The sequence below is a fragment of the Gilliamella sp. B3817 genome, from assembly GCF_026536705.1.
GTDB lineage: Bacteria > Pseudomonadota > Gammaproteobacteria > Enterobacterales > Orbaceae > Gilliamella > Gilliamella apicola_I.
Genome location: NZ_JAFNNV010000017.1, coordinates 1 through 6,728, shown reverse-complemented (window position 1 = coordinate 6,728; position 6,728 = coordinate 1). Strand labels below are relative to the sequence as shown.

Here is a 6,728-nt window from a genome sequence, read left to right as displayed (position 1 = left end):
CAACCTTAATCTCCTGCTCCACAAATCCTGATTTTGCCGATGTTAACACCAGTTTCGGCGTAATTGGCGTACTTAATGCGCCAAAAGCAATATCATTTGCGCTGTATTTTCCGTCGTTATCGGCATCGATCACCACATAACCCTTGATAACCGCACTGCCGTGATAACCTATTTCTATTCCGTTAACTAATGACTTATTATCAGCAACATGCACTTTTAGCGATAAGTTAGGTGATCCGGCTTTAACTGCACCTTGACCTATATCCGTATAGCTCAATTGATAACCATCCCAGTCAGCCACACTTTGCGAACTGTCTGCCGTGATAATCCAATCGCCTTCTGATACGTTGCCCGCCTCAAAGTTACCTTTACTGTCAGTGGTCACTTGTTTCGTAATTGTGCTACCCGTTTTAGTCAGAGTTAATGCTAAACCGGATAAATCCGCATCAATCGCTGAGTGGGTTCGGCTGTTGTCTATATCAATGCTGACATGACCTTTGATCATGGCAATATATTTATATGCTGAGCTATTAGTTAACTCATCTTTTGTTAACGGGTTAAACACAAAGTTATCGCTATTTCCGGTTATGACACTGTTCGCAATTAATTCCGTTCCTTCCGGTGTGCTAACCATAATTTGATAGTTACCGCCTTTCGGTAATTTTTCAAACTGATAGTGACCTGAATTGTCGGTATTAACCTTTTTAAGCTCGACATAATCCGTTGTACCCGGTGCCTGATAATTAAGGGTCACATTGATGCCATTAAGCCCTTCGTTATCCTGTCTGTCTTTGCTGTCATTTTCATCAATCCAGACGACACCATCGATTTTTTGTTTTCCTACCAACAGATAATTATTATCCAGTGAGCCTTGTTTTGGTAAACTCGCAACCGGAATAACAATATGTTTCGGATCTTTACCTGCTGAGCTTTGTTTAAACTCATGGTCGGCATTAGCGCCTAATTTCAGCACCACAGAATAGTTAGCACTATTACCAAACATCAAATTAGGGAATTGATACTCACCATCCACGGTTTGTTGGGTCATTAATAACTTACCAGTACCATCTAAACCGTCATGCAATTCAACGGTATACGAGATCGCACTATCAAGTAAATAGGTAAACGCCTTTGTAGGATCTAAATCGTTATTATTATCGGCATAATCGACGAAGATTTTCCCTTGAATACCGTTAGCACTTGCTTCTTTATAATAGAAACTATTACCAAAGACACCAGTATTGGTTATTTGAATATTGGATAAAGTACTGATTGGTTGAGTTGAACCTTCACTATTTTTAACTAATGAATAACCATCCGGCGAGGTTACAACATTAATACTGTACTTACCGGAAGGTAAGTTATAGAAATGATATTCACCTTTATCATTGGTATATTGACGAGCGATCTCTGTTCCGTTTGAATCAACTAGACCAATCAATACATGATCAATTGGTAATTCAGGTGATGTGCCGTCAATAATAGTTTTACCCGCAATACCACTATTGATTGCTTGATTACTGCTTATACCTGCCGCCGGTGAACTGTTTGAACTACCAGCTAATAGGAAGGATTGGTTTTGTACAGTTCGTCCAATATCTTTAAAGGTTATTGTGTCTAAAGTTGCACTAGCTTTTTGATTAGCATTCGAAATAACGCCATAATTGCTTGTAGGAACAACTTGAACTACGTAGTCCGTATTAAGATCAATTCCAGTGAAACTATAATAGCCTTTCTCATTAGTAGTACTTTCAAGATAGTTAATAAGAGAATTATTTAATTTTTTAAATAATTTAACCTTAACATTCGATACAGGAAGATCACCTGTTTTATCAAAACTAATATCCGTTCTACCATTGTTGTTAATATCAACCATTACATAACCTGCAATAGCTGCATCACCATTTTTCTTATAGATGAAATCTAAATTACCACCTGATACTTTTGGTGTTTGTGATGTAATTTTAATATTTGGTACAGTATCAAACTCTGATTTTAGTTCATAAACGCTTACATCCAAGCCTTCTTCTGTAACTTTAATGGTATAAGTATCATTAAATAAATTTTGGAAAGTGTATATACCAGATTTATCGGTTTTAGTTTTAACATAGAATTTTCCATCACGATATAATTCAACCGTTACTCCGGCAAGTGGCACATCGCTTTTACTAGCATTGAAGTTACCATCCTCATCATAGTCAAAATAAAGTCGACCACTGATCTCGGTAGGTTGTTTCAGTTTTACTATCCAATACTGATCAGTTGCACCAGCAGATGGAATAGGGGCAACTTGTAAAAACTCTGGTTTTTTCAGCTCACTAGGAATAAGACTGCCTTGAGGTTCATTACCACTAGCAACTAATTCAAATTGTTGTGAATCTAGTCCACGTAATCTAAGAATTATATTAGTTAAATACAAATTACCACGAGGTGAATTAGTGTCATTATAAACAAATTCACCCGTATATTTTACATTGTTATCGACAAAGTCAGATTGATTTAAAATAGCGCTAATATTTCCATTATTGTATCCTTTATAGAAACGAGGCGTAAAAAAGCCTTCTACTCTAAGCGCATCTTTATTATATCTCATTAACTCTTGACTTGTTAATAAAACCGCATCTTCTATTTTTTTGGAACCTGTAATATCTAGGTAAAGATTTCCTGATATTCCTTTAGATGCTTTTGATGCTTGCATAATATATTGACTAGATTCAACATTATTAGCTAAAGTACCATCGGCCAAGACTTCTATGTCAAAAATACCTACAGCTGTGGCAGGATCTTTGTCGGCAATATCAATATAACTATAATTAGTATTATCTGGATCATGTATAATGCGATATTTACCTTTTGGTAAACGGTAAAGAATTAAATTCTGATAAAAATCTCCGCCAGTCATCCATTCTTGGTAAGTACTTCCATCCCAATAAAGAACTTTAAATTTACCATAACCTTGTTCTTTGGAACCATTACCTTCATACTTACCATTCCCATCTAAATCATTGATAGGAATAAAGGTAATTGCATCACTTTTACCTTGCATTAAAAAGTTATGGATAATAGGTAAATCTATTTTATCAAAACGAATCGTTTGCAACTGAGCAAGACCTTGTTTTGGATCTGTTACTGCCTCAGTATCTGAGCGAACAACTTTAATGATAAAATCTTTCCCACTCGTCAGTCCATCATTTCCAGTAAACTCATAACGTCCTGTTTTATCGGTTTTTTGTGAAGCTAATACACTTTTACCTGAGCGTGAAGTACAATCATTATTATCTTTACATAATAAAACTGTCGCATCAAACAATGGTTTATCAAAGGCATCAGCCGTCCCACCTACAGTAAGTATACCCTCTCCTCTGTAAGTATCCAAATAAACTGTACCTTTAGCAACATAATCTCGTTGTTTTAATTTAAACCAGAAATTAGTATCTTTAGTATAGTTTTGACCGCCTTTTACTTTTACAATAATGCTAGAAGTTTCATTAACAATAGTATCGTTTTGATCATTACGTTCTAATTCAATAGCATTTTTATCTGCATTACTGCCAGCGCCGAAAGTTGATTGAACAACCACTCGATATTCACCATCAGGTAACTTGGTAAAGTTATACCAACCATCATTGTTTGTTCCCATAATAGCAATATCATCACGTTCCCAATTGCCAGTAGATACTTGTTTATGTTGTAAAACGACACGAGTGTATCTAATAGGCGTATCTAACTTAGGATCATAACTACCGGTGGTACCAACATGGCTATTATTTAAGTAAACATAGCCCGAAATACTGTTAGGCGTTTTACCTCTAAAATATACAATAGAAAAACCACCCAATCTTTCGGTAGCACTTGCATTATTTGCAACTGATCTTACTCGATATTCTTGTGTAACAGCTTGGATATCTAAATAATTAGAATCATATCCAATAATTTTGTAAGTATAAATGCCACCATGATCAGAATTAACCCTAGCTCGTTGAGCACGCGAATAATCATCTGGACCTTTTAGATATTTAGCATATAAACGTGTCCCATCTAATTTGGTCGCAGGCGTGACACCATCTTCTTCAAAAAAAGCAACCTCTAGATAAGGTGCGGTACTTAATTCACTTATACCATTTTGTATACCACCCCAGTTTCCGTGGTTATTTGTAGACTGTAAGCTACTTTCTACAGCTAATAGACTTGGTGCAATGATTGAATACCAAAAGTTTTGGTTTGACTTAGTACCGCCATTTAAATTGGGAATAATAATCTCTTTCGGAGCAATTTTGTCTTGCTTACCATTGCTGAGTTTTACTTTACCTTTATGAGTACTTTTTGATTCAGATGAGGTACTGGTTGATTTACCATCTGTATCGCCAATAAAGAAATATTTGGTCGTATCAATACCAGATTCATCTAAAACGACTTTATAATCTTTATTCGCTCTTAGTCCTCCAAATTTATAAACCCCCGCTTTATTAGTGGTCTGTTTAGCAATTAATATCCAACTATTACCATCATGTTGATAAAGATTGACTGGCGTGTTAAGAAAGGTACTACCATCCTTAGGTAAAGTATTTCCTGTTTTACCCCCATCTGGGCCGTCTTCAGGGAATTGTTCTGAACCTAATGCAAATACCGAACCTGATATACCTGCTAAAGTTGTATCGTTCGGATCAATATTTAACAAAAATGTCGGGCCACTTGTTTGACCGATTGCATCAGTTATTTTAACAGTTTGTTCGGTTTTATTCTGTGGAATATAAGGTGCTTTTACATTGGTTACTTTTATGTCATAACTTGCAACAGCTAGATCTCTAAAACGATAACGGCCATTATCAGTTGTAGTTATTGTTCCTGTACCTAGTACTTTGGTTGTCGTGCCGGGATAGTAAAGCTCGACATTCATATCAATCGCACCGGTATCAGAGCCTACTGTATAGATCCCATCACCATTTTGATCAATAGCGACAACTCCGTCAATACCCCATTCATTACGTGGTTTAACATTAAATTGCCCTTTTTGATTTTTACCCGCCATATTAAAGCTAATTTTATTAACGTAGGCGTTTTTACTGTCTGGTAATGTTGCATCCCATAAAGCATATTTGATTTTATTACTTGAGTCAGCAACAAAATCTGCTGTATCAACCGTCATGTCATACAGATGCCCTTTTAAGGTATTTTTAAGTTCAACTACACCATCATTATTGGTTGCAAAAACAATTTGCCTTGAAGAAGAGGTATGAATCAACCTAACAGGAATATTCTTTGCACCATTTCCTTTGTCGTCTTTTATCGCTAAGTTGATATCACCGCCTTGCCCTTTGATAAATAAGTTTTGAGCAGACGCACCAGTATCAACGATAAGTTGCACTGAACGATCAATGGTTTCACCTTCCGTCGTCTTTGCCACAACCTTATATGTCCCCAGTAACGGCGCATCTAATTTATAGCTACCGTCCTGATTTGTGGTCGTGTCCGATAGTAACTTTTGATTACTGTCATATAATTCAACTTTTAAACCCGTTAACGGCATTTCTGTTTTACTGGCCGTATTATCATAATCTAAATAGACTTTTCCACCTATATCAAAGGCATATGCTGTTGATATCGTCGTCATCGATATCAACGCAGAAGCTAATAAGCGCTTTATGCTTCTTAGCATCGTCTTTTGCACTGTTGCATTATGCTCAGTTCGCATTATCTTCTCTCCTGATATGCGTAAATTCTTCTCTTCTTTACGTTTTTCAACCCTTGGGGCATTGAACTGCATCTTCGGTAAGTGCTTTTCTACACCGGTAACTTTTTGCCAACTGTTCATTAGAAACTCCCCACTACATTGACAAACCAACCTCGTGAACGGTAGTTCAGGTGTGTTAAGTTGTCGTTATAATCCGTGAAGTTGTAACCCACGCCCATCTTGATGTTGTCGCCAATATAACGATAAACACTGGTCACCAATCCGTCTTTGTGGTCATCTGCCAGACTTGTTCGTAGCGTTCGACCTTCAACCTGATATTCCCAGTCGCCTGTCTTGTAATTAACACGCACCGCATACAAACTTGCACCCGATGAGTACCAGTCACTTTCACCTTTATAACGTAAATGACCCTGTCTGTGCGCCGCTTTAAACGCCGTTTCCCAGTTCGCATTCCATTCGTAAACACCTTCTAATGACCATACCCAGCTCTTTTGGTCATACAAGCTCGACGTATAACGTTTACCGCTTGATGACGTTGAGTTCACTATCAACTGGTCATCCGGGTCTAATCCATACACATACGTCAATTTACCAAATAAGTTCAGGTTGTTTATCGCTCTCGGTCGGTAAGCAAAACCAACCATCGATTCCGTGTAGTTACTCACCACTTCACTGTTGTTTCTGTGCTCCCCTAACGTCTTGGCAAAGTCAAACTGTACCAGCCAGCTTAAGTCTTCATTGACCACCGTCTTCGCCCGGTTAGTAGTCACCCATTGTCTTATGCGTTCATTGCCGTTATCGATTCGGTATTCCACACGATTACGGATTTGGAAAACATCATTTTTATAACCGTATCCCACCGCCCAAACATCACGACGAGTTTCATCATTTCCGGTTAAACTGGTGTGATTGCGGTGACGGTTGCTCACACGACCTATCGAGTAAGACCCTTCTATAAATTGGGCTTCCGTCGGTTTATAACTTACCCCATAAACATCCGATGTCGTGTGGTCTATGCGGTTGGTTTTAAATTGTC

1 protein-coding gene and 1 pseudogene are annotated in these 6,728 nt (G+C 37.5%); both read right to left on the bottom strand.

The genetic code is table 11. From position 1 onward, the window contains the following. A partial coding sequence (locus tag J3U36_RS11255) for an SdrD B-like domain-containing protein (protein ID WP_267385919.1) occupies nucleotides 1-5,812 on the bottom strand: 5,812 nt, incomplete at its 3' end. Next, nucleotides 5,812-6,728, bottom strand: a pseudogene (locus J3U36_RS11250) (hypothetical protein); the annotation flags it as partial. The gene J3U36_RS11255 and the pseudogene J3U36_RS11250, both read right to left, overlap by 1 nt.